The 26,260-nt window shown below is 59.0% G+C and carries 29 protein-coding genes and 1 tRNA gene; 6 read left to right on the top strand and 24 right to left on the bottom strand.

What is annotated here, in order from left to right; translation table 11 throughout:
* Positions 1–21: 21 nt before the first annotated feature.
* Positions 22–1,041 carry a DUF4917 family protein gene (locus tag IFT80_RS06080; protein ID WP_192136982.1) on the bottom strand — a complete coding sequence of 340 codons (1,020 nt, stop codon included), beginning with the start codon at positions 1,039–1,041 and terminating at the stop codon, positions 22–24.
* A 140-nt stretch (positions 1,042–1,181) separates the two neighbouring features.
* Here IFT80_RS06080 and IFT80_RS06075 point away from each other — a divergent pair, with 140 nt between their 5' ends.
* Positions 1,182–2,252, top strand: a complete 1,071-nt coding sequence (locus IFT80_RS06075) for a glycerophosphodiester phosphodiesterase (protein WP_192136981.1) — start codon at positions 1,182–1,184, stop codon at positions 2,250–2,252.
* Positions 2,253–2,350: 98 nt separating this feature from the next.
* On the opposite strand, the gene IFT80_RS06070 is transcribed toward IFT80_RS06075, so the two are convergent.
* Both IFT80_RS06070 and IFT80_RS06065 read right to left on the bottom strand, forming a co-directional pair.
* The gene (locus IFT80_RS06070; RefSeq protein WP_192136980.1) at positions 2,351–2,665 is read right to left on the bottom strand and encodes a hypothetical protein; all 315 of its coding nucleotides are present in this window, start codon (positions 2,663–2,665) and stop codon (positions 2,351–2,353) included.
* 102 nt (positions 2,666–2,767) lie between these two features.
* On the bottom strand, positions 2,768–3,349 hold the full coding sequence (locus tag IFT80_RS06065; protein WP_192136979.1) for a hypothetical protein: 582 nt from the start codon (positions 3,347–3,349) through the stop codon (positions 2,768–2,770).
* Positions 3,350–3,716: 367 nt separating this feature from the next.
* Here IFT80_RS06065 and IFT80_RS06060 point away from each other — a divergent pair, with 367 nt between their 5' ends.
* Positions 3,717–4,157, top strand: a complete 441-nt coding sequence (locus tag IFT80_RS06060; protein WP_192136978.1) for a VTT domain-containing protein — start codon at positions 3,717–3,719, stop codon at positions 4,155–4,157.
* A gap of 77 nt (positions 4,158–4,234) precedes the next feature.
* Here IFT80_RS06060 and IFT80_RS06055 read toward each other — a convergent pair whose 3' ends face one another.
* From IFT80_RS06055 to IFT80_RS06025, 7 genes are all read right to left on the bottom strand, one after another.
* The gene (locus IFT80_RS06055) at positions 4,235–4,456 is read right to left on the bottom strand and encodes a PLDc N-terminal domain-containing protein (protein ID WP_122479387.1); all 222 of its coding nucleotides are present in this window, start codon (positions 4,454–4,456) and stop codon (positions 4,235–4,237) included.
* A 371-nt stretch (positions 4,457–4,827) separates the two neighbouring features.
* The gene (locus tag IFT80_RS06050; protein WP_244652332.1) at positions 4,828–4,998 is read right to left on the bottom strand and encodes a hypothetical protein; all 171 of its coding nucleotides are present in this window, start codon (positions 4,996–4,998) and stop codon (positions 4,828–4,830) included.
* Between the two features lie 147 nt (positions 4,999–5,145).
* The gene (locus IFT80_RS06045) at positions 5,146–6,105 is read right to left on the bottom strand and encodes an alpha/beta hydrolase (RefSeq protein ID WP_192136977.1); all 960 of its coding nucleotides are present in this window, start codon (positions 6,103–6,105) and stop codon (positions 5,146–5,148) included.
* 49 nt (positions 6,106–6,154) lie between these two features.
* Positions 6,155–7,177 carry a transketolase family protein gene (locus IFT80_RS06040; protein WP_122479386.1) on the bottom strand — a complete coding sequence of 341 codons (1,023 nt, stop codon included), beginning with the start codon at positions 7,175–7,177 and terminating at the stop codon, positions 6,155–6,157.
* Positions 7,174–8,022: a transketolase gene (locus IFT80_RS06035; protein WP_122479385.1), complete on the bottom strand. Its 849-nt coding sequence runs from the start codon at positions 8,020–8,022 to the stop codon at positions 7,174–7,176. The genes IFT80_RS06040 and IFT80_RS06035 overlap by 4 nt, the downstream gene beginning before the upstream one ends.
* A gap of 18 nt (positions 8,023–8,040) precedes the next feature.
* Entirely contained in the window at positions 8,041–9,339 is a 1,299-nt protein-coding gene (locus IFT80_RS06030; RefSeq protein WP_446730980.1) for an MFS transporter, read from the bottom strand.
* 103 nt (positions 9,340–9,442) lie between these two features.
* Positions 9,443–10,192, bottom strand: coding sequence for an SDR family NAD(P)-dependent oxidoreductase (locus tag IFT80_RS06025; protein WP_192136975.1), 750 nt, complete (start codon positions 10,190–10,192; stop codon positions 9,443–9,445).
* Between the two features lie 189 nt (positions 10,193–10,381).
* Between IFT80_RS06025 and IFT80_RS06020 the strand changes: the two genes are divergently transcribed.
* Positions 10,382–11,299 carry a LysR substrate-binding domain-containing protein gene (locus IFT80_RS06020; protein WP_122479383.1) on the top strand — a complete coding sequence of 306 codons (918 nt, stop codon included), beginning with the start codon at positions 10,382–10,384 and terminating at the stop codon, positions 11,297–11,299.
* Positions 11,300–11,431: 132 nt separating this feature from the next.
* Here IFT80_RS06020 and IFT80_RS06015 read toward each other — a convergent pair whose 3' ends face one another.
* Together IFT80_RS06015 and IFT80_RS06010 are read right to left on the bottom strand one after the other, a co-directional pair.
* The gene (locus IFT80_RS06015; RefSeq protein WP_192136974.1) at positions 11,432–11,977 is read right to left on the bottom strand and encodes a cysteine hydrolase family protein; all 546 of its coding nucleotides are present in this window, start codon (positions 11,975–11,977) and stop codon (positions 11,432–11,434) included.
* Between the two features lie 81 nt (positions 11,978–12,058).
* Positions 12,059–12,949, bottom strand: a complete 891-nt coding sequence (locus IFT80_RS06010; protein ID WP_192136973.1) for an MBL fold metallo-hydrolase — start codon at positions 12,947–12,949, stop codon at positions 12,059–12,061.
* Positions 12,950–13,094: 145 nt separating this feature from the next.
* Here IFT80_RS06010 and IFT80_RS06005 point away from each other — a divergent pair, with 145 nt between their 5' ends.
* Positions 13,095–14,075: a GlxA family transcriptional regulator gene (locus tag IFT80_RS06005; protein WP_122479380.1), complete on the top strand. Its 981-nt coding sequence runs from the start codon at positions 13,095–13,097 to the stop codon at positions 14,073–14,075.
* 104 nt (positions 14,076–14,179) lie between these two features.
* Here IFT80_RS06005 and IFT80_RS06000 read toward each other — a convergent pair whose 3' ends face one another.
* The 7 genes from IFT80_RS06000 to IFT80_RS05970 all read right to left on the bottom strand — a co-directional run bounded on the left by IFT80_RS06000 (position 14,180) and on the right by IFT80_RS05970 (position 19,226).
* The gene (locus IFT80_RS06000; RefSeq protein ID WP_192136972.1) at positions 14,180–16,261 is read right to left on the bottom strand and encodes a TonB-dependent receptor; all 2,082 of its coding nucleotides are present in this window, start codon (positions 16,259–16,261) and stop codon (positions 14,180–14,182) included.
* A gap of 109 nt (positions 16,262–16,370) precedes the next feature.
* Positions 16,371–16,766 (bottom strand): DUF2946 domain-containing protein, encoded by a 396-nt coding sequence (locus tag IFT80_RS05995; RefSeq protein WP_122479725.1) that lies wholly within the window; start codon positions 16,764–16,766, stop codon positions 16,371–16,373.
* A 192-nt stretch (positions 16,767–16,958) separates the two neighbouring features.
* Positions 16,959–17,564: a hypothetical protein gene (locus tag IFT80_RS05990; RefSeq protein WP_122479378.1), complete on the bottom strand. Its 606-nt coding sequence runs from the start codon at positions 17,562–17,564 to the stop codon at positions 16,959–16,961.
* The gene (locus tag IFT80_RS05985; RefSeq protein WP_163007609.1) at positions 17,564–17,737 is read right to left on the bottom strand and encodes a hypothetical protein; all 174 of its coding nucleotides are present in this window, start codon (positions 17,735–17,737) and stop codon (positions 17,564–17,566) included. Before IFT80_RS05985 ends, IFT80_RS05990 begins: the two co-directional genes overlap by 1 nt.
* A 340-nt stretch (positions 17,738–18,077) precedes the next feature.
* A tRNA-Gly gene (locus IFT80_RS05980) sits at positions 18,078–18,151 on the bottom strand.
* 165 nt (positions 18,152–18,316) lie between these two features.
* Positions 18,317–19,009: a pseudouridine synthase gene (locus IFT80_RS05975; RefSeq protein ID WP_192136971.1), complete on the bottom strand. Its 693-nt coding sequence runs from the start codon at positions 19,007–19,009 to the stop codon at positions 18,317–18,319.
* A 7-nt stretch (positions 19,010–19,016) separates the two neighbouring features.
* A complete protein-coding gene (locus tag IFT80_RS05970; protein ID WP_185794202.1) occupies positions 19,017–19,226 on the bottom strand; it encodes a cysteine-rich CWC family protein in 210 nt (69 codons plus the stop codon).
* 221 nt (positions 19,227–19,447) lie between these two features.
* On the opposite strand from IFT80_RS05970, the gene IFT80_RS05965 reads away from it, so the two are divergent.
* On the top strand, positions 19,448–19,843 hold the full coding sequence (locus IFT80_RS05965) for a hypothetical protein (protein ID WP_122713343.1): 396 nt from the start codon (positions 19,448–19,450) through the stop codon (positions 19,841–19,843).
* A 49-nt stretch (positions 19,844–19,892) separates the two neighbouring features.
* Here IFT80_RS05965 and IFT80_RS05960 read toward each other — a convergent pair whose 3' ends face one another.
* Entirely contained in the window at positions 19,893–21,005 is a 1,113-nt protein-coding gene (locus IFT80_RS05960) for an enoyl-CoA hydratase/isomerase family protein (RefSeq protein ID WP_192057619.1), read from the bottom strand.
* Between the two features lie 171 nt (positions 21,006–21,176).
* Between IFT80_RS05960 and ung the strand changes: the two genes are divergently transcribed.
* On the top strand, positions 21,177–21,863 hold the full coding sequence (gene ung, locus IFT80_RS05955; protein WP_192136970.1) for a uracil-DNA glycosylase: 687 nt from the start codon (positions 21,177–21,179) through the stop codon (positions 21,861–21,863).
* Here ung and IFT80_RS05950 read toward each other — a convergent pair.
* From IFT80_RS05950 to IFT80_RS05935, 4 genes are all read right to left on the bottom strand, one after another.
* Positions 21,860–22,897: an AbrB family transcriptional regulator gene (locus tag IFT80_RS05950; RefSeq protein WP_122479724.1), complete on the bottom strand. Its 1,038-nt coding sequence runs from the start codon at positions 22,895–22,897 to the stop codon at positions 21,860–21,862. The genes ung and IFT80_RS05950 overlap by 4 nt on opposite strands.
* Positions 22,890–24,404 (bottom strand): tripartite tricarboxylate transporter permease, encoded by a 1,515-nt coding sequence (locus IFT80_RS05945; protein WP_122479373.1) that lies wholly within the window; start codon positions 24,402–24,404, stop codon positions 22,890–22,892. Before IFT80_RS05945 ends, IFT80_RS05950 begins: the two co-directional genes overlap by 8 nt.
* A 1-nt stretch (position 24,405) precedes the next feature.
* Positions 24,406–24,864, bottom strand: a complete 459-nt coding sequence (locus tag IFT80_RS05940) for a tripartite tricarboxylate transporter TctB family protein (protein ID WP_192104050.1) — start codon at positions 24,862–24,864, stop codon at positions 24,406–24,408.
* Between the two features lie 153 nt (positions 24,865–25,017).
* The gene (locus IFT80_RS05935) at positions 25,018–26,001 is read right to left on the bottom strand and encodes a Bug family tripartite tricarboxylate transporter substrate binding protein (protein ID WP_122713340.1); all 984 of its coding nucleotides are present in this window, start codon (positions 25,999–26,001) and stop codon (positions 25,018–25,020) included.
* Positions 26,002–26,260: the final 259 nt, after the last annotated feature.

Below are 26,260 nucleotides of genomic sequence, written 5' to 3'. Positions count from 1 at the left end.
CGCCTGGTTGCGCTCGAGTCTTCAACGACGCTTCTTCAATACCGCAGGAACGGCCACGTTCAATTGCGCACTGCCCAGGCCATGGCTGGTCGCGTCGAAGAAATACAGCGCCTTGCCGCAGCCGGCGAACAACTCTTCGAAGCGCTGTTTCTGGCTGATGATCCAGGCATCGCTGAGCGGGAAGATCGACACATAAAAAGTCTGCGCAGGCGCCAGGCGCAGCGCCTGAAGGATGTGCGCATCGTCGCTGTCCAGGTTGTGGCCGAAGATGCACACAGTGCCGTCTTGCCGGCTCAACTCGCCGTGGCACCAGCTCAGGTAGTCCGAATCACGGATGGTGCGCAGCTTCTGCGCACTGGGGCCTTCGTTGACCAGCAACGGCACATCGCCAGGCGTGTTGATCGCAAACCCGTCGAGCAAGGCTTCGCCCTCGGCGGTGCGTTGCCGGGTCGTGCCGTCGCTGTTCTTGATCAGGTGCAGACCGCCATGCAGGTACAGCATGCGGCAGCCTGTGGAGGCGGTGTGGCGAATGTCGAAACCGGTATCCACGTCCATCAGCTCGGCAAATCCCTGCGGGTCGTGCTGCACGGCCCAGGGGCAGAGCAGGTCGTAGTTGCTGCTGTACACCGTGTCGAACGCGCGCAGTGCAAGGTTGAGCGCGGCCAGGCGCTGTTCATCGAGCAGGCGAAAGGGAATGTGCACGCTGCGCACCGCATGGATCAACGCTTCCTTGATCGCATAGTAGCGATTGAGCGGGGCGGTGGAACTGATCGCCAGGGCGGCATTGACCCGAACGGTACTGTTGAGGACTGCCAGCACCTGCTCGAAGCTGTGGGTCTGCAGCGATTTGAACAAGGCCAGGTCGGTCAGGCTCAAGGGTTTGTTGCGCACCTTTTGCGCGCGCTCGAACAACCCGTCGTAGGCGAAGCTGCGCCACACGGCGCGGCTGCCGCCGTTGCCCAGCAACAGGCTTTGTGCAGGCTGACGGCTATGCAGGGTTTGCCAATCGTCGAGGTGGGCGTCGAAGGTGTCATGTGCCATGGTGATGATTCGTTCTACTCGTGTCTTGGGCAAGGGCGCGACTCTATCACGCCATGTCCTGTCATCCGACGCCGTCTATGCTGGGTCGGTTCACCGGCATCAAACCGCGCCGTTTTCGATCATCCGTGGAAGGACTACACATGTTGGCACACCTGTACAAGACGCTCTGCCTCACTGCTGCCATGGGCGCAGCTGCCTCGGCCCAGGGGCAAACCCCCGATCAGTTGGCTCATGCCGCCAACATTCCGCACCCTGCGGTCATTGCCCATCGAGGTGCTTCGTTCGATGCGCCGGAATCGACACTGCCGGCCTACCTGCTGGCCCGTGACCTGGGCGCCGACTATCTGGAACTCGATGTGCAGCGCACTCGTGACGGGCAACTGATCGCACTGCACGACGATACCTTGCTGCGCACCACCGACATCGCCAGCAAATTTCCCGAGCGCAAGGACAAGCCGGCCAGCGACTTTACCCTGGCGGAGCTGAAAACCCTGGATGCCGGCAGCTGGTTCAACGCAGCGCACCCCGAGCGCGCCCGTGACAGTTACAAAGGCTTGAAGATTCTCACCCTCGATGAGGTACTCGATGTGGCGCAAGGCGGTACGCACACGCCTGGGGTGTACATCGAAACCAAGGTGCCGCAGCAGTTTCCTGGTATCGAGCGTGACCTCAAGGCCAAACTCGAGCAGCGTGGCTGGCTCGACGGTCAGCACCGGGTCGTGTTGCAGACGTTCGAAAAAGGCAGCCTGGAGCTGCTGGCCAAGGAAATGCCGCAGGTGCCCAAGGTATTGCTGCTATGGGTAGGCGAGGGCAGCATCGAGCCCGAATCCAAGGTGACGTTCGCAGCGTCCGGCATGAAGGACAAAGCGGCTTACTACGCCCAGCAACGGCCCCGCGACCATGCCGAGTTCGAGCGCTGGCTGGACATCGCCAAAGCCAACGGCGCGGTGGCTACCGGGCCTTCGGCGGCGTTGACCGAGGGGGGAGAGCAGAGCTACATGGACCTGGTTCAGCCGTGGATGAACACGCTGGTTCATGACAAAGGCCTTCTGGTGCACGTGTATACCGTGGACGAACCAGTCGATTTCAAGAAGGTCAGTGACGCAGGCGTGGATGGCATCTTCACCAACCGTACCAGCGAGCTGCTGAAGTTCTACAAGCGTCCTGCCGCTGAATCGGTTATCGAGGTTCTTCGACGCAACGGTTACTGACCTGCAGAAACGCCAACGGCGCGAATCCGGTTGACCTTGCAATTGCGCTTGGCAATTTGAAGGACGGAATTCGCGCCGCTGCAGAAGGTGCGGTGGGCTTATTTGCCAGCGCCGCTGCCGTTGCCGCCGCTGTTGCCCGAGCTGCCTTCGCCTTTGGTCGCGCCCATCGGGGTAGGGCCACCGTCGGTGGTGCCGGCATCTGCGCCCTGGCTCATCGAACCGGTCTTGCCGTCTATGCCAGTGGCGTTGCCATTGTCGGGTGACTTGTCAGTGCCTGGAATGACCTGCTTGCCCGATGGCGCTTCTGGCGTAGCCGTGGGGTTGCTGTCGTTGGACGCCGCCATCGCCGCGAACGACGAAGCCGACAGAAGACCGGCCAGAGCCAGCGAGGCAAGCTTTTTGCTAATCATCATGGTGCATCTCCGCAGTGAATGGGGGGTACAAGCATTGGGCCAGCCTCTTGCGCGCAAGGTGCCGTCGAGGCGACGAGCGGCATCTCGTAGCGGCAATGCTTCTCAGCGGTATTGGCGATGAAATCCAGGTGGATGGCGTCTGGCTGTATCAATGGAGATGGGCTGGCCGCGCTTTAGCCATGCGTCCAGGGTCTGGCAAAAGGTGTGATCACTGCAGTCGCGCAGCAGCATCAGCGGAATGTCCAGATGCCGCGCCACCGCTCGCGCGCTGTCACGCTCCTGATGCTGGAACACCTCGACTTCGGTCGGCGAAGCGTGGCTGGCCGGCAAGCGCTTCAACACCGTCCACGGATCGCTCTCCAGCAATAGAATCGCCCCCAGGGAAAGCCGCTCGAACGCCGTCAGATCGGTGCCCGACGAACGTGGGCGCTTACCCATCAACGCCACGTTTCCTTCCAGCAGCATCGACTTGCCACTGGCGGCGATGCTGGTCACGGCCAGTTCCAGTGCCTGGCGGTTGCGGTCTCGATTGGTCGCGTAGCGATCATCGCTCCATTTCACACAGGCCAGCACCTGCCTGACCAAACCCGAAGCGCTGCTGTGCAACACGCCCCGACGGTGCCCGTAATGCTCGCAATGCCAGGTTTTTCCCACGCCATGAATACCGGCTACCAGGATGATCATGATGGATGTCCCTATCAAGTAAGAGGGTATTACTAGGCTGGATAGGCAACTGAACCGTCAACGTCAGTGTCAGAAATTTCTTCGCAATGTTGGGTGGTTTTCTGATTGAGTTGGCGTAACTGGCTGTTTGATCGAGAAATGAAGGGTACTGGGCGGGGGGCTTTGCAAGGTTCCGGGCAACGAATCTGTGCTGATCGATGCGCTACATCTGCATCTTGTTTATCTGTATAGCTGGTGCCAATGGGACAGTTTCCACACCATGCGGTACAGCAGAGCTGGTATCAGCCCTTGAAACCTGCGAGCTGTTGCGGATAACTGCGTTTGAAACGTTCACTCCGCAGCAGGCCTGCACACGCGAGATGACAAGGTGTTCGAACTGACCAGCTATGTAAGCCTTTTCGTCGTGGCGTTCGGTGCCGCCACGCTTCTGCCTTTGCAATCCGAAGCAGCATTGGTGGGCATGCTTGTTTCGCAACACTACGCAACGGTGTTGCTCGTACTGATCGCCACGGCGGGCAACGTGCTGGGTTCTGTCGTGAACTGGTACCTGGGCCGCTCTATCGAACGTTTTCGGCACCGCCGTTGGTTTCCCATCAGTGAGCGCCACTTGGATAAAGCGCAGAATGCCTACCTGCGCTACGGATACTGGGCGCTCTTGTTCAGCTGGGTGCCGATCATCGGTGATCCCATCACTATGATCGCTGGCGTCATGCGTGAGCCGCTCTGGCGTTTTCTGGTCGTGGTTACACTGGCCAAGGCGTTCCGCTATCTGGCACTGACCGCGATCACGCTTGGCTGGGCGATATGAACGCCTTCAGCCAAACGCCTGGGGATGGCGAATCAAATACATGCCAGCCAACGCGTATCAGATGGGTAGGATCGGCATCAGCCTTTGCTGTGTTTATCCGATGTTGGCGGGATGGCAACCCCTCGCGGCCCCGCGATGCCCCATATAGCGAGTCCGACAAGGGGCAGTACAAAGATCAGCACCGTCCAGCCCAGCTTCGTGCCGGAGCTTTTGGTGCTTCGCCAGACACTGGTCAGTACCCAAGCGTCCAGCAACAGAACGATCACGGCGGATGCCGCCCAGAAAATCGAGGTTTCCATGGTTTATCACTCCTGAGCAATCACCTACAGGAGAGGGATACCGGTCTGCGCAAGTTCCCGATCATATCCAGTTGGCGATTGACCGTACGTTACCGTGCTCGATTTGCAGGATGTAGGGGGGGCGAATCGGCGTCTGTGCATTGGCTGATGATATCCATGAGCTGGCGAAGCAGATGGCCTGAGAGTCGTTACGCCGGATGCAGTGTTCTACGAGTATGGCGAGAGGCGTTCGGCGGATAAGAGGCTGAGCGGGGAGGGTGGAAAAAATCAAAATACTGATCTGCTTCGCTACCCGACTCAGGGCTGAACGAAAAAACCGGCATCCCGCGAGAAATGCCGGTTTTCTTGTTTCCAGCGGATCACCTGAATAGTCAGACGATGAAGTTCACCAACCGGTTAGGTACTACGATCATCCTTCCAGCCCCTTCCAGATGTTTGCTTAACACCGCATGGGACAGCGCCTGGGCACGTATCGTGTCATGGTCGGCGTCGGCCTGGATCAGAATTTCCCCACGCAGCTTGCCATTGACCTGCACCATCATCTTCACTTCGTCCCGCTTCAGGGCGTGGCTGTCCGGGGTCGCAGATCGCTCAAAGGGGCGCGAGGGGGCCGCCGCTTGGCCCCTGGTTGCGAAATCAAGGTGGAGCTGTAGACAGCGCACTAGAGAAGATTGGCGTCTGACTATGCTTCAGTTTGCCACTGCAACGTGCACCATCTTCCCGAGTGCCCTCCTCACATCGCTGTTGCTTTGCTCTGTAACGGCCCCCGGGTACTGATCGAACATATGAGGTACGCCGGGGTAGACGTGCATCTCCACCGGAACGCCGGATCGTGACAATTTCAGACCAAACTCTACGTCTTCTTCCAAAAACAGATCCAGCGCGCCAACACCGATGAAGCTTGGTGGAAGGCCCTCAAGATGCGGAGCGAGCGAGGGAGACAATAAATACGCTCGTTCATCATTGGCGTCGTATTCACCTTGCATGCACTGCCAACAGAAATGATTCGCTGCTCGCGACCAACTCAGCCTGCCCGTCGCCGGGTTATTCATGAGCGATGATGCAGATCCCGTTCGATGATCAAGCATGGGGTAAATCATCACCAGACCTGCAGCCTTGCGTTGCTCCCTGTTTCTTGCCAACAGCGCCAAAGCGGCAGCGAGCCCGCCCCCTGCGCTGTGGCCCATGATGACTACTTTATGCTCGTCTATCCCTTGAGAAAGTGAGTTGAGATAGATCCAGGTCAGTGCCCTGTAGCAATCCTCGAGGGGCGCCGGAAAAGGATGTTCTGGCGCCAGGCGATAGTCGACTGCAACCACGACGACCTGAAGATCGGCGGCAAGGTCGGCCAGATAGCCGTCCGCCATCTCCGGACAACCCAGAACAAAGCCACCCCCGTGGATGTACAGGATGGCCGGCAATGGTGGGTTCTGGGTCGTTTCGGATCTTGGTCGATGAATGCGCAAACGTACAGGTGGACCGTCGGCATCATTCTCAGTCCATTGTTGCTGACCGTGGGCCGTGTCGGCTGAGGGATAGTCGTTGTGGATATCATCCCGGATGCTTGCAAGGGTTTCTCGAGTCCACAGCCTGGAGGGCTCGGTCAGGAAGAATTCATAGGACGGATCAAGGAGCCTATCTGTGTCCATCAGGCTGTTCCTTCTCTGAATCGGGGGCATACAGCCCCCGAGAAATGAGTCAAAGCCAGCTCTTGATCCGAGCGCATACGGCTTGAGTGGAAATGCCATAACGGTCGTGCAGTGTAGGCAGAGCGCCAGCGTCGAGAAAGGCGTCGGGCAGTGCAATTTGCCGGAATGCGGGCGTCACGCCATTGCGCAGCAGGACAGTCGCCACTGCTTCACCCAGACCACCGATGATCGAATGGTTCTCTGCCGACACGACCAGCCTGCCTGGCTTTCGAGCTTCCGCCAGAATGGTTTGTTCGTCCAGCGGCTTGATGGTGGGTACGTGAAGTACCGCCACATCAATACCATCGGCTTGAAGCGCCTTGGCTGCCTCCAGGGCTCGCATGGTCATCAAGCCGGTCGAGACGATCAGAACGTCATTGCCTGTGCGCAGGGTCTTGGCTTTTCCGATCTCGAAGGTGTAGCCATATTCATCCAGCACCAGCGGAACGTTACCGCGCAGCAAACGCATGTACACCGGGCCGTTGTGAGCGGCGATGGCGGGAACGGCTTGCTCGATTTCAAGCGCATCGCAGGGGTCGACAATCATCAGGTTCGGCATCGCGCGGAAGATGGCCAGATCGTCGGTGGCTTGATGGCTGGGGCCATAACCGGTCGTTAAACCTGGCAACCCGCAGACGATCTTGACGTTGAGGTTCTCTTCAGCGATTGCCATGCAGATGAAATCATAGGCACGGCGCGAGGCAAACACGGCATAGGTAGTGGCAAAGGGAACAAAGCCCTCGCGCGCCATGCCTGCAGCGGCACTCATCAGTAGCTGTTCAGCCATGCCCATCTGATAGAACCGGTCAGGATGTGCCTGCGCGAAGATATGCAGATCGGTGTATTTGGCCAGGTCGGCGGAGAGCCCAACGATATCAGGCCGGTCTGCAGCCAGGGCCGCCAGGGCGTGGCCAAATGGGGCCGATCGGGTTGCCTGACCTTCAGAAGCGATCGACGCAATCATTGCAGAGGTGGTGAGTTTCTTCTTGGCGGCCACTGGAGCCTGGGCAGTGTCGTTCTTCAAGTCGTTCATACAGTGTCTCCTTCTTCGAGGTGGTTCAAGGCCAGGTTCCACTCATGCTCATCCACGCGAATGAAATGGGCCTTCTCCCGAGTTTCCAGAAACGGCACGCCTCTACCCATTTTGGTATCGCAGATGATCACTCGCGGTTGAGCTTGCGAATGGCTGCGTGCGGCATCGAAAGCCTCGACCAACGCGTCCAGATCATTGCCATCCACTCGCTGCGTGAACCAACCGAACGCCTGCCAACGGTCAACGATGGGTTCGAACGCCAGAACTTCGCTGGAGCGGCCATCCGCTTGTTGGTTGTTTACGTCCACAATGGCGATCAGATTATCGAGCTTCCAGTGAGAGGCTGACATCACCGCTTCCCAGGTCGACCCTTCGTTCAGCTCACCGTCGGACAGCAGGTTGTAGACGAACGAGTCAGAACCTTTACGTTTGAGCCCCAGGCACGCACCAACGGCAATGCCCAGACCCTGGCCCAGCGAGCCGCCTGTGATCTCCATGCCAGGGGTGTAGGTTGCCATCCCGGACATCGGCAGGCGGCTGTCATCGGAGCCATAGGTTTCGAGCTCGTCCAACGGGATGATTTCCGCTTCGATCAGTGCCGCATACAGCGCAATGGCATAGTGGCCAATGGAGAGATAGAAGCGGTCACGTTGTTCCCATTCGGGGTCGTGGGGCTTGTAGTTCAATGCGTGAAAGTAGGCCACAGCGAGCAAGTCAGCCGCTCCCAATGCCTGACCGACGTAGCCTTGACCTTGAACCTGGCCCATGCGCAGCGCATGACGACGGATATTCAGGGCGCGTTGTGCCAGTGATGTTTCAGAAACCTTGGATGAAATAGCAGTCATTGCATGTACTCCGTTGACTCAACGATTGACCGAGGCGGCGGGGATTCGCAGTACCAGGCAAGCACCCATGCACAGCACGCCGGTGATGAGGTACATCCCTATCGCGCTTGATCCGGTCGTGGTGGTGATCCAGCCAATCAGGTAGGGCGAGCAGAAGCCGGCGAGGTTGGCAAAGCTGTTGATGCCGGCGATTCCCGCAGCGGCAGAAACCCCGCCCAGCAGTGTGGTCGGTAGCATCCAGAACAGGGAGGAGGCAGACAGAACCCCTGCCGCCGCCAGGCAGAGACTCAGGACAGAGACGACCAGGTTTCCACCGAAGATGGCTGCCAACGTAAGGCCCAAGGCCCCTGCGATCATGGGTGCAATCAAGTGCCACCGACGTTCGCGGTGCTTGTCGCCACTTCGGCCCATCAACAGCATTGCCACGATTGCGCACATGTAAGGCAAGCTGGTGACCAAGCCGATGTGCAGGGGGTCGGAAACCCCGGCATTGCGGATCAAGGTAGGTAGCCAGAAGGTGATCGCGTACTGACCCATCACGACACAAAAGTAGATGCACGCCAGCATCCACAGGCGACGGTCGCGCAAAAAATCACGTACCGAACCGTGAGTGACCTTACGACTGTTGTCCTCCGCCAGTTCCTTGTTCACAAGCTCCTTTTCTTCATCGGTGAGCCAAGTGGCCTGGTGTACGCCATCCTTCAGATACGCCAGTACGAAAAAGCCAACAATGACCGTAGGTATCGCTTCGATGACGAACATCCACTGCCAGCCGGCCCATCCATGAAAGCCTGCAAACTTGGCCATGATCAAGCCGGAAAGAGGTCCGCCGATCATTCCTGAAAGTGGAATCGCAATGAACCAGAGCACGGTCATCTTGGCTCGGCGATACGAGGGAAACCAGTAGGTGAGGTAAAGCAGCAACCCCGGCGCCAAGCCTGCTTCAGCAATGCCCAGGAGGAAGCGCAGCACATAGAATTGCCAGGCCGTTTCCACAAAGGCGAAGAGGGCAGAGATGATGCCCCACGAGATCATGATGCGGGCGATCCATCGACGCGCCCCAACTTTGTGAAGAATCAGATTGCTGGGAACTTCGCAGAGAAAGTAGCCAAGAAAGAACATGCCGGCACCGAGGCCGTACACAGTTTCACTGAGCGACAAGTCGCTCATCATTTGCAGTTTGGCGAAGCCGACGTTCACACGATCCAGATACGCACACAGATAACAGAGCATCAAGAAAGGCATCAGCCGCCAGGCGGTTTTGCGATAAGCATTCGAGCGCACGGTCGAAACCACTTCGAGCGTCATGGAAGTCATCATGATTGTCCGATCTCTTGTTTTTATAGACGGCCAGGCGCAGTTGCCCAGCGTGCCATTGATCTAGAACAACACGGGTCAGTGTCGACCCGGTTACCTGTCCTCAGTGGATCAGCATGCCGCCATTGACATCCAGCGTGATGCCAGTGAGGTACGAAGACAGATCGCTTCCAAGAAACAGCGCAGCGTTGGCGACATCCTGAGCCGCGCCGAGCCGACCTAGCGGGATGCCATCGATAATCGCGTGACGACGCTCCTCCTGCATCAAGCCGCCAGTGATATCGGTATGAATCAAACCGGGAGCAATGGAATTGACGCGAATGTTGTCCGGCCCGAATTCCCTGGCCATTGCCTTACCGAGGCCCAATACGCCCGCTTTGGCCGCGCTGTAGTGCGGCCCGCCGAATATGCCGCCACCGCGTTGAGCCGATACCGACGACATGCAGACGATGCTTCCGCAGGCCTGACTTTTCATGAACGGAATGACGGCTTGAGACATGAGCAAAGTGCCGCGCAAACTTACATCCAACACTCTGTCGTAGTCGGAAGGGCTGATATCAAGGGTCTTGATCGGCTGGGTGATGCCCGCGTTGTTGACCAGAATGTCTATTCGACCGAAGCGCGCGATGACCTTGTCGACCGCTTGTTTGACTTGATGTTGGTCTGCGACGTTGGCGGCCACTCCCAGATGGCCTTCACCCAACGCCGAAGCGGCGTCGCGCGCGGCGGATTCATCGAGGTCCAGGATGACGACATGGGCACCCTGCTGGGCGAACGTGATGGCAGTGGCTCGACCGATTCCGCGTTCAGATGCAGCACCGGTGATGATTGCAACTTTGCCTTGAAGAAGCATGGGGAATTCCTGTGATTGTTTTTATGATTCGATTCGAAAATCGATGGCTCAGGGTGTTCCTCGCACGCGCATCCAGCAATATTGCAAGCCTCACTGCTAGCTGAGGAAAATTCACTTCTCGTCACCAGACACGCAGGATGATTGAATAAGACTCGCCCAGAAAATCTCAACAATAAGAGCCGAGTACTTATGCGCCTTCACGACAGTGCGCCCCGGGACCTGCCACCGCTGAGGGCCATTCAAGCCTTCGAGCAAACGGCCCGCTTTGGCAATCTCGCCAGGGCGGCCGAAGTATTGAATCTGACACCCTCAGCTGTCAGCCATCAGTTGGCGAATCTGGAAGCGATGATAGGTAGACAGCTTTTCGTGCGCGCTGCCCGTGGCGTCACCCTCACCCCGGTGGGCGAGCAGTACCTCAAGGATATTTCCGGTTTGCTGCACAGCCTCGAGGTGGCGACCGAAAGAGCCGCCAGTGACGTGAGTCTCGACTGCCTGCGACTGCACTCCTCTCCAAGCTTCGGCCTGCTTTGGCTGATGCCGCGCCTGGAAGCATTCCGCGTGAGTCATCCCGATATCCAGATCAACCTGTCGTGTTCCTATGAGTCCTTGCACTTCAGTCGGGACAAGATTGATGTCGATATACGCCATGGCCTTCCCAACTGGCCCAGCTATGAAGTGCGAACGGTGCGCAACGAAGCCTTTGCGGTGCTGGCTTCTCCACAGTTGTTGGCAAAGCGTCCAGTCGTCAGCGCCGGTGACTTGTTGAACAAGGAGTTGATCCTCTCGGAAGCGACGCTGCTCCAGTGGCCCGAATGGTTCGCACAGCACGGCCTGGCCCGCCCCGAACATCCCTATGCGTTGAGCTTCGATCGTTCCTACATGACATTGGAGGCTGCAAGCCACGGCCTTGGTTTTGCACTGGAAAGTACGCTGCTGGCGCAGAAATATCTCTCGTCGGGCGCACTTGTGGAAGTTGCACCTGAATCGTTGAGTGCCGCTGTTGCTGCTCACCACTTGGTGTTCCCAAAAGCCCATTCGTCCTTTCCCAGGGTCAGGCGGTTTCTGACGTGGATGGAGGGGGAGATGGGGCACCGGTTTGTGTTCTGAAACGGCGTTCCCGGGTGGCAGATTGACCTTGAATTTTGATCACCGCTTGATCTTGAACGAGACAACTCCGTTATCGGGCCGCTCCCCTAGAGAGAGCCCTTACGGGCTCCGACTGACCGAGTTACTACGCTTTCAAGCCGACAAGTACTCGTCGACGGATTGGACGCTGGCGTAGCCGAACTCGAATGCTGCCATCACTGCCGCATGGGCCTGCGCTGCGGGCACAGTCACACCACGAAAAGTCAGATCCAAGGTGGCACACGCATCATGCAGTACCGTGACCGGGTAACCCATATCTACAGCGGCGCGTACAACGGCGTCGATGCACATATGGCTCATCGCCCCTATCACTACGATTTCCTCTACACCTTCAGCATCCAGGCGCTGTTTCAGATCGGTTTCCCTGAAGGCATTGATGTGCTTTTTGACAATCACAGGGTCGCGGTCCTCGGGCGTTACCGCGGATTGGATTTGCGCACCGGCACTTCCCTTGACGAAGATCGTGGCGCCTTCATTGTCCGTCTCATGCCGTATGTGAAACACCGGAATGCCGGCATCGCGTGCATGACGGATCACCCGCACTGCATTCGCGACGGCCTCTTCAATCCTGGTCAACGGCAGGTTGCCAGTGGGCAAGTATTCGTTTTGCAAATCAACTACTACAAGACCTCGTTTCATGAGTCATCTCCAGTCGTATTATCAATGTGTTGGCTCTGTAAGGACCGAACTGTTCACGGGGCATCAAGCTGGCGTCCGCGATCAGAACTTCAGTGAAGCACCGTCCTCCGGAATGTCGACGTGACGCTCGATACCTTGCTGCTTGACGTAGGTACGCAGCTCTTCACGCGTAAGTGACATGTGGTTGACAGCGTCCATGTGCACAGCAACGATCTTCGCGTTTTCCGCGGCCTTCGTTGCACGCAGAACATCTTCCTCGCCCATGATGATTGCGCCTTCGTAACCGGTCATCTTGGCTTTGCCGGCATTCAGCACAATGACCTCGGGGTGATACTTCGCGATAGCTTCGTCCACTCCTTTACGCCAGATGGTGTCCCCCGCGAGGTATAGGGTCTTGTAGCCCGGCGCTTGAAAAACGACGCCCATTGCTTCACCCAGAGGTTTCGCGAGAGCGGGCACGGCATACATTTCGTCAGTGCCATGCTGGCCACCTGTCTTGGTGAGTTTGACGCCGCCGAATTCGGCATCACCCTGAAGAACGCGGACTTTCTTGAAACCTTGGGAACGAATCAACTTCGCATCTTCTTCATGCTGCGTGAACAACGGAATGTCTTTGGGCAACGCTTTTTGTGCGGCATCGTCCCAGTGGTCAAGATGCGTGTGAGTGACGATGACCGCGTCGACGCCGGAGATCACTTTTTCAGCTGATTCAGGCAGGTCGACCAACGGGTTACGCAAGTTGCTGCGATAAGTGTTCTCGAATCCTGGGTAGGTTCCTTTTTTGGACAGCATCGGATCGATCAAGAAGGTCGTAGCGCCATAGGTGATTTTCACCGTCGCGTTGCGAACCTGCTGCAGGCTGACTGCATGAGCCGCATCGGGTGTCTCGGATAGGTTCGAGCCTGCCAATACCGGCATGGCGACTGCAGTGCAGGCCATGCTGAGCGCAAAGGGGAGGTTTCTGATATTCATGGAGATACATCCTGTTGATATGTGGATGATTCCATTCTTGCGTAATGGGAAAGTAGGCAACAGTGGCCTGAATGACATAGTTCGATATAATCGGGCCAATCTGTTGCTTTGTTTGGCGACGTCGATAATCTGGAGAGGCTCCTCCATGCAATCCATCCGTGTAGCGGTTCTGGCGTTCAACGGCGTGAGCCTCTTCCACCTTTCGGTACCGGGAATGGTGCTGGGTACGGCGCAATCAGCGCCTGGCGCACCCCGATACGAGGTCAGTTACTGCGCAGAGCTGCCAGGTATGGTGACCAGTGATCAAGGCATCGGCTTGGCAGTCGCGCACGGCCTTGAGCTGATGGAGGCAGCGGACGTCATCGTCATCCCTGCGTGGGGCGATCAATCGGTTATTGCGTCCGCCGAACTCGTGAAAGCGCTGCAGCTCGCCGATGAGCAGGGCAAGCTCATAGTCGGATTGTGTCTGGGTGCATTCGTCCTGGGCGACGCCGGGTTACTGGACGGTAAAGAAGCGACTACTCACTGGGCTGTAAGGGACGAGTTCGCCAGGCGTTTCCCGAAAGCGTGTTTCAGGCCTGAAGTGCTCTATGTCAGTGCCGGCAACATCGTGACCTCTGCAGGAACGGTAGCGGCCATTGACTGCTGCCTTCACCTCGTTCGGCAGCGACTTGGCGCCGACGTGGCGAATCGCACGGCGAAGATGCTGGTGACGCCGCCTCACCGGCAGGGCGGTCAAGCGCAATACGTCGAGCATCCTGTGCCGCAGCTTTCCAGCGAGACCCATTTATCCGAAGTACTGGCGTGGGCCAGAATGAACCTGGCCAGCGAGTTGCCGTTGGACGTGCTCGCGGACAAGGCAAAAATGAGCAGACGCACATTCACTCGGCGTTTCAGGGAGGCCACTGGCGGTACCGTATCCAGATGGTTGAATGCCGAGCGAGTGGCTCGGGCGCAACAGCTGCTCGAAACCACGGATCTACCCATTGAATGCATTGCCGGGGAGGCCGGCTTTGGAACGCCGTTATCCTTGAGGCAGCAATTCGGCGCGCAACTCGGCACCTCGCCATCCGAGTATCGGCGGATGTTTTCTCGCGCAATGGAAGTGGAAGGCAAAACCCGGTGAATCACACTTTCTTCAGGTCGCGTGCTTGATACCCAACTCGGTATGGGTATTGGTTCGGTCTTCCGTGTTGCTGGGGCCAAACAGGCCCCAGCGATCTTGCTCGATCAAAAGTCCACGGTCACTCCGGCGTAAATCGCACGACCATCGCCTGGTGAGTGCAGGGATGCCCTAGCGCCGTCCGGGTCGTACCAAACGTATTCATAGTATTGGTCGGCAAGGTTCTTCAATTGCAAGTCTACGCTGACTGACTGAGTCACTTGATACGTCGCGCCTAAGTTCATGAGAACGTAGCCGCCATAACGTCTTTTCGTGTTCTCACGCTCCAGGTAATAGTCGGTCTGCCCGTTCATCCATGCAGTCAGTTGCAATGCAGGTGTCGCGTCATAGCTGATGCCGGCGCTGTATAGATGATGGGGGATATGGTCGATTTCCTGGCCTTTGCTGTCAGGCAGCGAGCTGCTCGGCTGAAGAATCTTCGAGTACTGCCAAGAGTAGGCCAACCAGATGTCGGTGCGCTCGTTGGGGTACAGGTTCATCTGCAAATCGTAGCCCCAGCGCCGGGTTTCTCCGACGTTGTCGGACTCGCCACTAGGGTCGTTCAGTCTGCGACTGACCTCTCCTGAAGCTTCCTGCTGCCAATAAGCTAAACGTCCGTCCATCCAGTCGGCCGGAGTGAACTTGACCCCGGTTTCCCAACCTTCGTTGATCGAGGGCGCCAGATCGGTGTCCCTGGGCGGAATCTTGTAAGCCGCAGCCCCTGTGCCCACCTGAAAGGTACGCCCCCAGTTTGCATAGACGCTGGCAACGTCCCACGGTGAATAGACAACGCTGATCTTTGGCTGCTTGATCAGCCCGTAGTCGTTGATGTCGTAATCCTTGCCGATCATTTCGTTGGTGAAGGTGCCCTGGATCTTGTCGACCCGGTAGGCCGGCACGATCTTCAGTGACTCGAAAGGTTTGATCTCAGCCTGGACATAAGCGCCGTAAATGTCGAAGTCGAATCGTTGATCGCGGGTAGTTGCCAGACGAGCGCGGTCCCTGGTGCGATAGCGTTCGCTTTCGTTTTGCTGCTGCTGCACGTCTGCACCGCTTTCCAGAGCGAAGTCGTGGAGCCAGCTGACTTCAGGGCGCCAGGTCAGCGAGGTGAGCGCGCCATATTGCGTCTCGTAGGCGTCACGCTCTTGCTGTGAGCTCGTGCGCCAATATTGCGTCCAGCGCCTGTCATCAAAGGTATTGACGTAGGTTTTCGCTGACCAGGCCAGCGTATCGGTCAAGTCGGTATCCAAATTCAAGCTGATCTGGTTCATGCGCCGAGTGCCCTTGTCCGTCGCATTGAAGCTGTTGGTCATTTCCGGATGATGACGTGCATCGGCTTCGGCCAGATAGCCCGGCTCCTGTGCTTCGGTTTCGTAGTGACGAGCGATCAGTCCGATGCGATAGCTGTCGTCATCCGGTGTGTAGAACCACTTGCCCGACATTGAAAACTTGTCTGCTTCGGCGTGATCCCGGTAGCCACTGGATTTCTGATAGGCAAAGAAATAGTTCTGCGACCAGTTGCTGCTTTCAATGCCCTTGGCAAGTTGCGCTTCCTGAGTATTGAAGCTGCCATAACGCAGCCGTACCTTGCTGTAGTCGCCTCCGGTGCGGGTCAGCATATTGACGTTGCCGGCAATGTTGTTCAGGCCATAGCGCGCATCGCTGGTGCCACGCACCACCTCGATGCTGTCCAACTCCATGGGGAAAATCATGTCCATGTACGGCATGTTGCCGTCGTTGCTGTTGCTGGGGATGCCGTCGATCAATAATTTGACCGCGTTCACTTCACCTTCACCATTGAAGCCGCGGAACGAGATTTTTCCCGAAGTGGTGCCTTGATTGAACTCGGTCAGCATCACCCCCGGGGCGCGGCGGAAAAGCTCCCAACTGTAGTTGACCGGCATTTTTTCAAGGATGTCAGCGCCCAGAATATCCACTGAGCTGAGCACACTGCGGGTGGCCAAAGGGCCGCTGGTCGAGCCTTGAACGCTCACGGCGCCCAAGGTGAGCGTTGAGTTTTCCAGCCTGCCGGCTTCAGCCAGTGCCAAGGACAGCGGGCTGGATGCCAGTACGCCTATCGACAATACGGGCCATATGGAACGGGACACAGAGAAACGCTTTGCATGGCGCAAAGAAAATGGAGCAGGCATGGGACGCACTTCCTGATCATCAAGAAACTTCAAGGGCGTTCGGCAACCGTCGCGGATCGCGGAACGAATTCAAAGCGAGCAGCACCGCACGCAGTGGGCGGTGTTGCGATCAGGCGAAAGGGGAGGCGCGTGGACTCAGGCTGGGCCAGCGGATCCTTGGGTGCAAGGTTGGCAGTTCAGGATCATCAAGAATGACCCTGGGGGTGTACTGCGGCAGGAAATGGCGGTAGTAATCCGAGGGCAGGGCCGCCAGCCCGGCATGGCCGCAACAGCAGTCCACATGGTGCATGGCGCGTTCGGGTTCGGATTGAGGTATCTGAAGCGCCTCGATCGCCTGGCGAAACTCAGCTGAAACGACGCTCGAGTTTCCCCCGGAACAGAATCCGCCCCACATCATGAGATTTACATCGGGCGCTTGCATCGCACGGCTGAGCGGCATGGCCAGAATGTTCATCAAGATCGCCAAGCAGGCAATCCAGGGTCGGATACGTCTCAACGAACTCATCAATGAAGTCGCCGCGAAGGGGCGGTCATTTAGCGCGGTTTGCTGAACGATGTACATTTTCATACGTGCGCTATTTTGTCGCACGTATAGTGCGGGCAAGTTCGTTCACCGGCATTGACGCGGTTTAGGCTGGTGGTCGATGAGGCTGCGGAGAAGATCGGACTGAAAGTCCCGGAAACTACATTTAGTTAGTCAGGGCTGGAAGAGTGATCCGTCGCTGTTCCTGGGGAGGAAATAGCCTTTGATGCAAGACGCGTCGCGGATGCAGAGTTGAACATGGGTTTGCTTGCGAAAAAAAGTGCCTGGGTAAAGCTGCGGCCCTTCCAAAAATGGAGAACGCACCGATGCATACTCAGGAAGACCCACCGAATCTCTGGCTTCATGAAGGGTCATGAACACGGCGCAATCCAGATGTCTGAGCAGGTTGTCCTGGTCTGCGTTGAATCCAGGTCGGTTTATCGGGATTTCGTCCGAGGTGGCGACAAGGATCTCGTAAGCGCCGCGTAGCTCTTCCAGTGCGCCCTCATCAGTAAGGTTGAGACACAGCTTCAAGTCGATGACCGCGCCAATGACATAGGGATGCTTGATCCACCCCTTACCGCGCTTGGTGTACTTACTGATATGTTCGGCGTAGCTAAACGCGCGTTCGGGACTGTTCTCCCAGAAGTAGGCACCTCTACCCAACCAGTCATAGTCATTGACGCTTGCCGCGATGTGGTCGCCTGCAAGAACAGCTTCCCCGATCTCGCGATCGCAGCCATGGAAGCCAAGAACGAACGAAGGAAGCTGCTGGTACATCAGCGATAAGAGGCCTTGAGCTGACCTTTACTGTTGTAGATCCCGGTCTTGAGGCGAAAAGCCTTGGCCTCTGCTGGATCGCTTGCAAGGATCTGAGCCAACTGACGAAATCGCTCGGCAGCTTCGATATGCGGGTTTTCAGCCTTGACAGTTCTTTTAGCGTGTATGGGCATGTCGACCTCCTGTGGCAGATATACGCTGGCTCTATGCACAAATAGTGGATTGTCAGGTGAGCACGCTGGTTTGCAAACGTCTTGGCGTACGTGTTGCTTCCCCAAACCATATCCAGCACACCCGTGCGGGCCACCTGCAGTGAGACGTCAATCCGTGTGGGACACGGTGTCGCTGGTCGTTCCGCTCGCGGTATTGGCTGATGATATCCAAGAGCTGTCAAAGCAGATAGCCGCAAATTCGTTACGTCGGAGGCAATGTTCTACGGAGTATGTCGAACGGCATTCGGCGGATACGAAGCTGAGCGGGAATGGTAGGGAAATGAAAATACTGCCTGAAACATGGAGCGGGTAGAGGGAATCGAACCCTCAACTAAAGCTTGGGAAGCTTTCGTTTTACCACTAAACTATACCCGCATGACGCGTTGTTTCCGTGCCGCTGGCAGTTCATTGCGAACTCGATTGCCAGCTTGGCGACCTCGGTGCACTGCGTCTTTAGACACCTGCTCCGGGCGGCTGACTTTGTACCAGAAGCGCCTGGCAATTTGAAGCGCTAATTTTCGTTTCTCTGCTCGATTCCCCTCAAACCAGACCGATCTCCTCTGCGCTCAAGCTGCGGTACTGGCCGGGTTGCAGGCTGTCATCGAGTACCAGCGCGCCCATGCGCTCTCGGTGCAGCGTGAGCACCTTGTTCTGGAAGTAGCCGAACATCCGCTTCACCTGGTGGTAACGCCCTTCGACGATGCTCAGGCGCGCCAGGCGCGGGCCGAGGATGTCGAGGTGGGCGGGCAGGGTGGTGAGGTCTTCGAAAGCGAAGTAGATGCCCTTGGCGAACGTCTCGACGTAATGGGGTTCGATGACCTGCTCGGTCTCGACCAGGTACACCTTGGGCAGCTTGGTTGCCGGTTGGGTCAGGCGGCGTGACCATTGCCCATCGTTGGTCAGGATCATCAACCCGGTGGTGTTGAAATCCAGTCGCCCGGCCAGGTGCAGTTGATGTTTGTCCGGCACGTCGACCAGGTCGAGCACGGTGCGATGCTGCGGATCCTGGGTAGCGCTGACGCAGCCGGCTGGTTTATGCAGCATCAGGTAGCGTGCGCGATGCCCAACCTGCAACAGGTCCTGATCGAGGCGCACTTCGCTGAATTCAGTGACGGGATGCAGCGGGTCGCGGACCACGCTGCCATCCACCTGGACCCGTCCTGCGATCAAGGCCAGGCGCACCTGCTGCCGGTTGAAGCGTTCGAAATTGGAAAGAAATCTGTCCAGACGCATTGCTGCGCTATGCCTCCGACTCAGGCAGTTGCTCATTCACTCGCGCGCAGCGCGGACACAAGCAGGCGGCGTTGCGCAAATGCTCGGGCAAAGCTCGCAGCACAGCGGGGTCGATGCTGACCGTGTAGCACCAGCACGGCTGTGCAGCCGTCTTGGCATCGGCCAATGTGCAGTCGTTGCGGCCGCCGCAGGCTGGGCAAAGGCGGCTGTCGGTCAGCGCGAGCGTGGTCATGAGCGATCCGTGAAGGTATGAACGTGGCATTCTACTTCAGCGCCCTGCAGGTCGGCGAAAAGCGTCAATGCAGAACGCTTTGTATCAATTTATTGCCGTGTGAAATGCAGTATCTTTTCCGCTGTCTGAGTTATGCCCAGAACCATCGTTCCGGGTAACGACCAGTCGTGCTGGTTCGATCCCTCTCGCGGTCCAGGAGGCCGCTTATGTCCCCTAGAGCTCTTTTGATCGTGGTATTGGGCTTGTTGACAAGTGCCTGTGTGCCCTATGGAGGGGGAGGTTACTACCGCACCGAAGTCTATTCCGTGGACAGCTCGCCGAGAGGCGGCTACTACCCCTACAGCCAGCCCTATGGCAGCGGTTACTACGTGACGCCGGCACCGCGCTATTACGAGGGGCCGCGCTACTTCTCGGCGCCTCGGTATTACGCGGTGCCGCCGCCGCGCTACTACGGTCCGCCTGCGCCGCACTACCGGCCGGGGTTCAGGCCAGGGCGCGGCCCCGATCCACGCTGGCGCGACGGGCCGGCGCGGCATTACGGCCAGGATTGGAATCGGGGTCGAGGCTCCGACCGCGGCCCTGGCCGGGGCGGTCGGCACTAATCAGCAACGGCGCCCTCAGGGGCGCCGTTTTCGTTTTGTCACCTGCCATTCAGTAATCACAAAGATCCGCCAGCGGATGACGGCCTTCCCAGGCCTTGCCGAAATGCGCCTCGACCACTGCCTGCGGTACATGGTCGACATCGGGCCAGTGCCAGTGCGGCTGGTTGTCCTTGTCGATCAGGCGTGCACGCACGCCTTCGCTGAATTCGGGATGACGGCAGCAGTTCAGGCTCAAGCTGTATTCCATCTGGAACACCTGGGCCAGCGACAAGTGGCGGGCGCGGGCCAGTTGCGCCCAGATCAAGTGCGCGGTCAGCGGGCAGCCTTTGGCGAGGTTGCTGGCGGCCTTGGCCAGCAAGGGGTCCTCGTGTCGTTGCCATTGCACCAGTGCATGCCAGGCGCCCGGCGCATCGCTGACGTCCAGCTGGGCGTCGATGGCGGCCCGGCGCGGCAGCCATTGCGCTGCTGGTGCACTGTCGCGCGCATCGTGTTCGAGGGCCTTGAGCAGGCTGTTCAACTGCATGGCTGTCTGCTCCTGCCAGTTCAGCTGCAGCAGGCCGTCGAGCAGATCCTCGTATTGATCGTCGCGCAGGCAACGGTCGGCCAGGCCCAGGTCGAGGGCGTCACGGGCGTTGATCTGCGCGCCGGTCAGGCCCAGGAACAGACCGAGCTTGCCGGGCATGCGAGAAAGGAATCCGCTTGCGCCGACATCCGGGTACAGGCCGATGGTGATCTCGGGCATGGCCAGGCGGCTGCTCGGCGTGACGATGCGAATGCTCGACGCCTGCAGCAAGCCCATGCCACCGCCCAGTACGTAGCCGTGGCCCCAGCAGATCACCGGCTTGGGGTAGGTGTGCAGGCGGTAGTCGAAGCGGTATTCGGCAGCGAAGAAACGCGCTGCCAGCGGCGGCACTTCGCCGGGGTGGGCGCGGCAGGCCTGAACCAGGCTGCGCACATCGCCCCCGGCGCAGAAGGCTTTTTCGCCTTCGCCGCGCAAGACGACGCAGACCACACGGTCATCCTGCGCCCACTCATCGAACTTTCCGGCGAGCGCTTCGAGCATCGGCAAGGTCAAAGCGTTGAGACTCTTCTCTGCAGCAAGCGAGACAATACCGATACGTGCGCCATTGCCGGCACTGAGTTCTTCGAAATTCAAATCCATCGTGACCTCGCATCAAAGGGGCGGTAGCCGCGGAACAGCCATAGCGAATGGCCGGCGTAGGGTTGCAGCGATCTTTTCCGGATTTGACTTTCCGTGTCCGCTTTCCTACCGTCCGCCCACTGATTTCCGGCGCCTTCTGTTTTTTGGTGCCTGCTTCTTTTTGGTGAACATATGAGCACAGACGACCGCATCAAACTCGAGCCTAGCTGGAAAGCTGCACTGCGTGAGGAATTCGACAAGCCCTACATGGCCCAGTTGCGCGAATTCCTGCGCCAGGAACATGCACTGGGCAAAGAAATCTATCCGCCCGGGCCGATGATCTTCAACGCGCTCAATACCACGCCGCTGGAACAGGTAAAAGTCGTGATTCTCGGCCAGGATCCCTACCACGGTCCGGGCCAGGCGCATGGTCTGTGTTTTTCGGTGCAGCCAGGCATCCCCACGCCGCCCTCGCTGGTGAACATCTACAAGGAGCTCAAGCGCGATCTGAACATCGACATCCCCAAGCATGGCTATCTGCAAAGCTGGGCGGAGCAGGGGGTGTTGCTGCTGAATACCACCATGACGGTGGAAAGGGCGAATGCCGCCGCCCACGCGAAAAAAGGCTGGCAGCCGTTCACCGACCGCATCATCGAAGTGGTCAGCGAGCAGCAGGCCAGCGTGGTGTTCATGCTCTGGGGCGCCCATGCGCAGAGCAAGCAGAAGCTGATCGACAACAGCAAGCACCTGGTGCTGACCTCTGTGCACCCCTCGCCGTTGTCGGCGCACAAGGGCTTCATCGGCAACGGGCATTTCAGTCGTGCCAACAAGTTTCTCGAACAGAACGGGCTGACCGCCATCGACTGGCGCCTGCCCTAAGGCACCGGTCGGCGCTTCTGCCACTGGCGAAACAGCGGCTCGGCCAGAAACAGCACGAACAGCAGGCGCATCACCTGCATCGCTGTCACCAGCGGTACCGACAGCTGCAGCACCTCGGCGGTCAGGCTCATCTCGGCAATGCCCCCGGGCATCATGCCCAGGGTCAGCGAGCGCAGGTCGAGGTTGGTCAGGGCGCTCAGGGCCAGCGCGCAGCCGCCGGCAATGGCCATGGTCAGGGCGGTGCTGACCAGCGTGCGAGCGAGAAACGACGGTGCGCGGCGAAAGAACGCGCGATTGAAGTGACAGCCCAGGCCGCTGCCGATCAGCCACTGGCCGATCTGGCTGCCACCGTCCGGCAGGCCGATGTGCAGATCGAAGCTTACGCTCATGGCAGCGCTGACCAGCAGGGGGCCGAACAGCCAGGGGTTGGGCTGGTCCAGTCGCTGCCAGATCCAGGCCGCCACCCCGGCGAGGGGGAAGATCAACGCCAGCCAGGCCCAGTCGACGCCGCCTTCATGGCTGATGGGTGTGCCGTCGCCCATCAGGAATTTGAACAGCGCCGGCACGCACAGCACCACCGCCAGCACCCGCAGACTCTGCCCTGCGGCGACGCGGCTGAGGTCGGCGCCGTTGCGCGCGCCCAGGTTGACCATTTCGCCGGAACCGCCCGGCATGCTGGAAAAAAAAGCCGTGGCCCGGTCTTCACCGGTGCGCAGCATCAGCCACACGCCCACGGCACTGGAAACGCTGGTGATCAGCGCTCCGAAAAAAATCAGGCCGAAATGGCCGCCCACCTGCTCCATCACCAAGGGGGTGAAGTGCAGGCCGATGCCTATGCCGACGATCCACTGGCCCAGCTTGCGGCCATTGGGTATTTCCGCCAATTGCCAAGGTGTCAGGCAGCGCACCAGGATGATCGCCAGCAACGAGCCGATCATCCAGGGCAGCGGCCAGCCGATCAGGCTGGCGACATAGCCGCCAGCCAGACCTACGAACGGTGTACCCCACCAGTTGTGCAGGAACCGATCAAACATCGGCAGCGGCACGACGCATGGCAGCGCGCTTGCGCCAGATACGAACCACCGGCAGCAGCAGCATCAGAATGGTCAGGATCCAGACACCTGCGGTGATCGGGCTGCCCCAGAGGATCTGCAGTTCGCCGTTGGAAATCGACAGCGCGCGACGCAGGTTCTGCTCCATCAGGCCGCCCAGGATGAAACCGAGCAGGACAGGCGACAGCGGGAAATCCAGCTTCCGCAGGATGTAGCCGAAGATGCCGATACCGATCATCAGGAACAGGTCGAAGGTGGTCGCGTGGACCGCGTAGACGCCGATGCCGGTGATGATGGCGATGACCGGTACCAGTGCCCAGTTCGGCACGGCGAGGATCTTGGTGAAGATGCGGATCATCGGGATGTTCAGGATCACCAGCATGATGTTGGCGATGAACAGCGAGGCGATCAGGCCCCAGACGATGTCCGGTTGCTGTTGGAACAGCAGCGGGCCTGGAGTGATGTTGTACAGCGACAGGGCGCCGATCATCACTGCGGTGGTGCCCGAACCCGGTACGCCCAGGGTCAGCATCGGCACCAGGGCGCCGCAGGCAGTGGCGCCGATGGCGGTTTCCGGTGCGGCCAGGCCACGCTTGTCACCTTGGCCGAACTTGCCGCTGGCACCTGCCAGGCGCTTCTCGGTGGTGTAGGCCACCGCGCTGGCCAGGGTGGCGCCGGCGCCGGGCAGGACGCCCATGATGAAGCCCAGCACGCCGCAGCGAATGTTCACCCAGAACACCGAAGCGGCTTCCTTGAGGTTGAACATCATGCGCCCGGTGGCCGTGACGGCCACGCTGCCGTGGTGAGTCTTTTCCAGCAGCAGGAGGATTTCACTGATCGAGAACAGGCCCAGCACCAGCACGACGAACTGGATGCCGTCGGCCAGGTGGATGTTGTCGCCAGTGAACCGGTACACGCCGCTGTTGGCGTCGATGCCGACACTGGACAGGAACAGGCCGATCAGCGCGGCGATGAACGTCTTCAACGGCCTGTCACCGGCCATGCCGCCCAGGCAGACGATGGCGAACACCATCAACACGAAGTATTCCGCAGGGCCGAAGGCAATCGCCCATTTGGCCAGGATCGGGGCAAACATGACCATGCCGCAGGTGGCGATGAATGCACCGATGAACGAGCTCCAGGCGGACAACGACAGCGCAACGCCAGCCAGGCCCTGACGGGCCATCGGGTAGCCGTCCAGAGTGGTCATCACGGTCGATGCTTCGCCGGGAATGTTGAGCAGGATCGAGCTGATGCGACCGCCGTATTCGCAGCCCAGGTACACCGCTGCCAGCAGGATCAGCGCCGACTCCGGCGGCAGGCCCAGGGCGAAGGCGATCGGGATGAGCAGTGCCACGCCATTGATCGGCCCCAGGCCCGGCAGCAGGCCGACCACGGTGCCGATCAGGGTGCCCGACAGGGCGGTGATCAGATTGTAGGGGGTCAGGGCAACGCCGAAGCCCTGACCCAGGTAGCCAAGAGTATCCATGTCAGTTCTCCAGAACGCTGAGCAGGCCCAAGGGCAGCGGCACGTCCATGACTTTATCGAAGAGCACGTACAGGCCGATGCTCATCAAGGTGATGATGATCACGCTGGGCACTGCGCGGCCGCCGTACAGCAGGGCCATCGGAATGCCGATCAGGATGCTGCTGAGAATGAAGCCCAGGGGTTCGAACAGCCCGGCGAACACCAGCAGCAAACCGATGCACATGGCGATCTTCTTCAAGGTCGGGCGGTCCAGCGGCGGCTCTTCCTCGCTGTGCACGATCGGAGTGGGACGAAACACCAGATACAGCAGGGCCAGGCTCATCAGGCCCAGCATCAGCAACGGGTAGGCGCGCGGGCCTACCGGCTCATAGGAAAAGGGTGCCTGGTAGGGCCAGGCCATCAGTGCCAGACCGGCACAGACAAGCAGCAACAGCAGGGCGAAAAGCCGTTGAACGATCATGATCATGGTCATGTTCCTTCGTGAAGGAGGACGATGGTGGTGTCGGCAGGGAAGCCTTCGCGGGCAGAGATCCGCTCTCACAGTGGACGTGTACATCCAACCCTGTGGGAGCGGGTCTCTGCCCGCGAATGGCTACCCGCAGTCCCAAGCCGATTACTGAACCAGGCCGAATTCCTTGGCCAGGGTCTTGTACTCGGCGACCTGTTTCTTCACGTAGGTGTCCAGCTCCTGCCCGGTCATGGCGAACGGGAACAGCTCGCGCTGGTCACGCAGCTTGGCGAACTCCTCGGATGCCAGCAGCTTGTCGAACGCCGCTTTCCACCAGTCGTATTCGGCGTCGGTCACCTTCGGCCCCAGGTAGAAGCCGCGCACCACAGGCCAGACGATGTCGTAGCCCTGCTCCTTGGCAGTGGGGATGTCCTTCATTTCCGGCTCGTCCAGACGCTTGTCGGAGAACACCGCGAGCAGGCGCATGTCGCCGCTGAGGATGTGCGGCATGGAGTCGGAGATGTCGGTGCTGCCGACCTGGATGTGGCCGCCGAGCAGGGCCGTGGCGATTTCACCGCCACCTTCCAGGGCAACGTAGCGCAAGTCGCGCGGGTTGATCCCGGCGGCCTTGGCGATCAGCGCGGTCTGCATCCAGTCCTGGCTGCCGACGGTGCCGCCTGAGCCGATCACCACTTTGCTCGGGTCAGCCTTGAGCGCCTTGACCAGGTCATCCAGGGTCTTGTAGGGCGAGTCGCTCTTGACCGCGATGGCACCATAGCTGGTGCCTACCGCGGCCAGCCAGCGTACGGCGCTTTCGTCGAAACGGCCGAACTTACCCTGCGCCAGGTTGAGCAGCGAGCCGCTGGACCATGCCACCAGGGTGCCTGCGTCGGCTGGGCGCTGGGCGACCACCGCGTTGTACGCTACCGCGCCGACACCGCCGGGCATGTAGGTGACGCGCATGGGTTTGGACAGCAGTTTCTCGTTGACCAGTGCGCTTTGGGCAAGTTTGCAGGTCAGGTCGAAGCCACCGCCCGGCGAGGCTGGGGCAATGCATTCAGGACGTTTGGGTTCTTCCTGGGCAAGCAGCGGGGCACTGATGAACAGGCAGCTGACAGCCAGGGCAAGCGGACGCATGGCGCGGATCATGGGTATTTCTCCATTGTTGTTCTTGTTATCGAAAACGTATCGTGACGTTTGCGTGGCAGGTCTCTACGGACTCGCCTTGCTGAAACCTTATGTTGCGAACCTTTCACCAAGCTTTCAGTGGCGGTCAATCTGCCAAGACTGCTTCACAGTCCGGCGCGGGCCTGTAAACTCGGGCACATAAAGCGGTTGATGAGCCTTTCGCAGCTGGCGCTGACATCAGCGAATACCGTACTACGGCAACATCATTCCGATATAGAAA

The organism is Pseudomonas sp. CFBP 8771 (assembly GCF_014841695.1).
Lineage (GTDB): Bacteria > Pseudomonadota > Gammaproteobacteria > Pseudomonadales > Pseudomonadaceae > Aquipseudomonas > Aquipseudomonas baltica.
This window is presented reverse-complemented; position numbering and strand designations above follow the sequence as displayed.